Source organism: Bartonella saheliensis (assembly GCF_902162175.1).
On sequence record NZ_LR607272.1, the window covers coordinates 1 to 3,138 of the forward strand.

Sequence of the window (3,138 nt, forward strand, 5' to 3'; positions counted from 1 at the left end):
CTTTTGGTGGTAAAGATAAAACTGCCACGGCTCTTCACAATATTGCTGATGGAAATATCGCTTCTGGTTCTAAGGATGCTATTACAGGTGGTCAGATTAACACCATCTCTCAAGATGTTGCAAAGTTCTTAGGGGGAGGTGTAGCCTTTAACAATGGAGCCTTTACACAGCCGACCTATAAATTATCCAATGTCGATGCAGATGGTAAAATAACAGATAATACCTTCAATGATGTTGGTTCTGCGTTTACTGGCCTTGATGAAAATATCAAGAATGTAAATAATCGTATTAAGGAAGTCTCAGAGGGCGTTGCACAGGATTCTTTGAATTGGAATGAGAAAGAAAAAGCCTTTGTTGCTCAGCATGGAAAAGAAAAAACCAATAGCAAAATTAAATTCCTTGCTGCCGGGGATATTACAAAAGATTCGACTGATGCAATCAATGGTTCACAACTTTATTCTTTAGGTGATAAGGTTGCGACTTATTTTGGTGGTGGTGCCGGCTATGATGCACAAGGCAACTGGCAAGCACCTAGCTTTAAAGTTAAAACAGTTAATGCTGATGGCAACACTGAAGATCAGACTTATCAGAATGTAGCAGCAGCTTTTGAAGGTGTTGGTACTTCTATCACAAACGTTCAGAATAAGTTTACCACTGAGATTACCAACCAGATTAATCATCTTCAATCAGATGATTCAGCCGTTGTTCACTATGATAAGAAGGACGGCACCATTAATTATGGAAGTGTAACTTTTGGTGGTAAAGATAAAACTGCCACGGCTCTTCATAATATTGCTGATGGAAATATTGCTTCTGGTTCTACGGATGCAATTACGGGTAACCAACTCTATTCTTTGAACAGTATGATTTTAACCTATTTAGGTGGAGGTACAAAATATGAGAATGGTGTATGGACGGCACCAGACTTCAAAGTCAAGCAGTTCAATAAGGATGGTAAAACTGAAGAACAGACCTATCACAATGTTGCGGATGCATTTGCAGGCGTTAGCACTTCTATTACAGATGTTCATAATGAGGTAAACAATAAGATTAGCCAAGTAGTTAGTGATAACCTTGTTAAGCAAGCAAAAGAAACAGATCCGATTACTATTGGTAAAGAAGTTGCCGGCACTGAAGTTAATATTGCTAACAAGAATAGTGAGGATCGTACGCTTTCTGGAGTTAAGACAGCGACGAAAGATAATGAAGCGGTTAATAAAGCGCAACTTGATCAAAGTTTGAAGCAACTTTCTAACAGTCTTCAGTCAGATGATTCAGCGGTAGTTCATTATGATAAGAAGGAAAGTGGTGAAACTGATTATACGAGTGTGACTTTAGGTAAGGGTAAGGATTATAAACCTGTTGGTCTTCATAATGTTGCTGATGGACAGATTTCCAAGGATTCCCATGATGTGGTTACAGGTGGTCAGATTAACACCCTCTCTCAAGATGTTGCCAAGTTCTTAGGGGGAGATACAAGCTTTGAGAATGGTGTCTTTACAGGGCCAACCTACAAATTATCCGAGGTTGATACTCATGGTCAGGTAAATTCGACAGAGTTTACAGATGTAGGCTCTGCGTTTGCAGGTCTTGATAAGAATATCAAGAATGTGAATGATCGCATTAAGGAAGTCTCAGAGGGTGTTGCCCAGGATTCTTTATCATGGAGCAAGGAAGACAAAGCCTTTAGTGCGCAACATGGCGAAGGAAAAGACAGAACATCTAGCAAGATTACGCACATTTTGGATGGAGATATTACAACTAATTCAAGTGATGCAGTAAATGGTTCACAACTTTATTCGATAAACAATACGTTAGCGAGCTATTTTGGTGGTGGAGCTGAGTATAAAGAAGGTAAATGGACAGCTCCAAACTTCAAAGTTAACGTAGTGAATGCTAATGGCGATAAGGTTGAAGAGCAGAGCTATAAGACAGTAGCGGAAGCCTTTACTGGTGTTGGAAGTTCTTTCACGAATCTTCATAATGAAGTGACGAATGCTGTTACGGATATTAATAATCACATCAACAATGTGGTGAGTGATAGTCTTGTTAAGCAGGATGAAGAGAGTAAGGTCATCAAGATCGGTGCGGAAAAAGGTGGTACAAGCATTAACATTTCTAATAGTGGAGATGCTGCGCGGACCCTCACAGGTGTAAAAGCAGGAGCGCTTACAGAAACATCGGCTGATGCGGTGAATGGTTCACAACTTTATTCGATGAACAATACGTTAGCGAGCTATTTTGGTGGCGGAGCTGAATATAAAGAAGGCAAATGGACAGCTCCAAACTTCAAAGTTAACGTAGTGAATGCTAATGGCGATAAGGTTGAAGAGCAGAGCTATAAGACAGTAGCGGAAGCCTTTGCTGGTGTAGGAAGTTCTTTCACCAGTCTTCATAAAGAGCTTAAGAATGAGATTAACCAAGTTGTGGGAGATAGTCTTGTTAAGCAAGATGAGAAGACACATGTTATTGCCGTTGGAGGTGAAAAGAGTGGCACTGAAGTTACATTTGCGAATACTGATGGAGCATCACGAACCCTTACAGGTGTAAAAGCAGGAGCACTTACAGAAACATCAGCTGATGCAGTGAATGGTTCTCAACTTTATTCGATGAATAATACATTAGCGAGCTATTTTGGTGGCGGAGCTAAGTATGAGAATGGTCAGTGGACAGCTCCAAGCTTTAAGGTTAATACAGTAAGTGCAGATGGTGGCAAGGTTGAAGAGCAGAGCTATGATAATGTAGCAAAAGCCTTTGCGAGTGTTGGTACATCTTTCACAAATCTTCATAATGAAGTGACGAATGCTGTTACTGATATTAATAATCACATCAACAATGTGGTGAATGATAGTCTTGTCAAGCAGGATGAAGAGAGTAAGGTCATCAAGATCGGAGCAGAGAAAGAGGGAACAGAAATCACTATTGCTAATAGTAATGGTGCAGAACGTAGTCTCTCCGGTGTTAAGGCAGGGAGCCTTTCAGCAGATTCAACAGAAGCAGTGAATGGTGGTCAGCTATATTCCTTGAATCAGACGCTAGCGAGCTATTTTGGTGGTGGTGCTAAGTTTGAGAATGGTCAGTGGGTAGCACCAAGCTTTACGATATTGAGCTTTAACGAGGATGGCAGTTCTGAGGAAA

Annotated in this window: 1 pseudogene; it reads left to right on the forward strand. The window is 40.6% G+C overall.

The window, feature by feature from the left end:
- Positions 1–3,138, forward strand: a pseudogene (locus FS875_RS10295) (hypothetical protein); the annotation flags it as partial.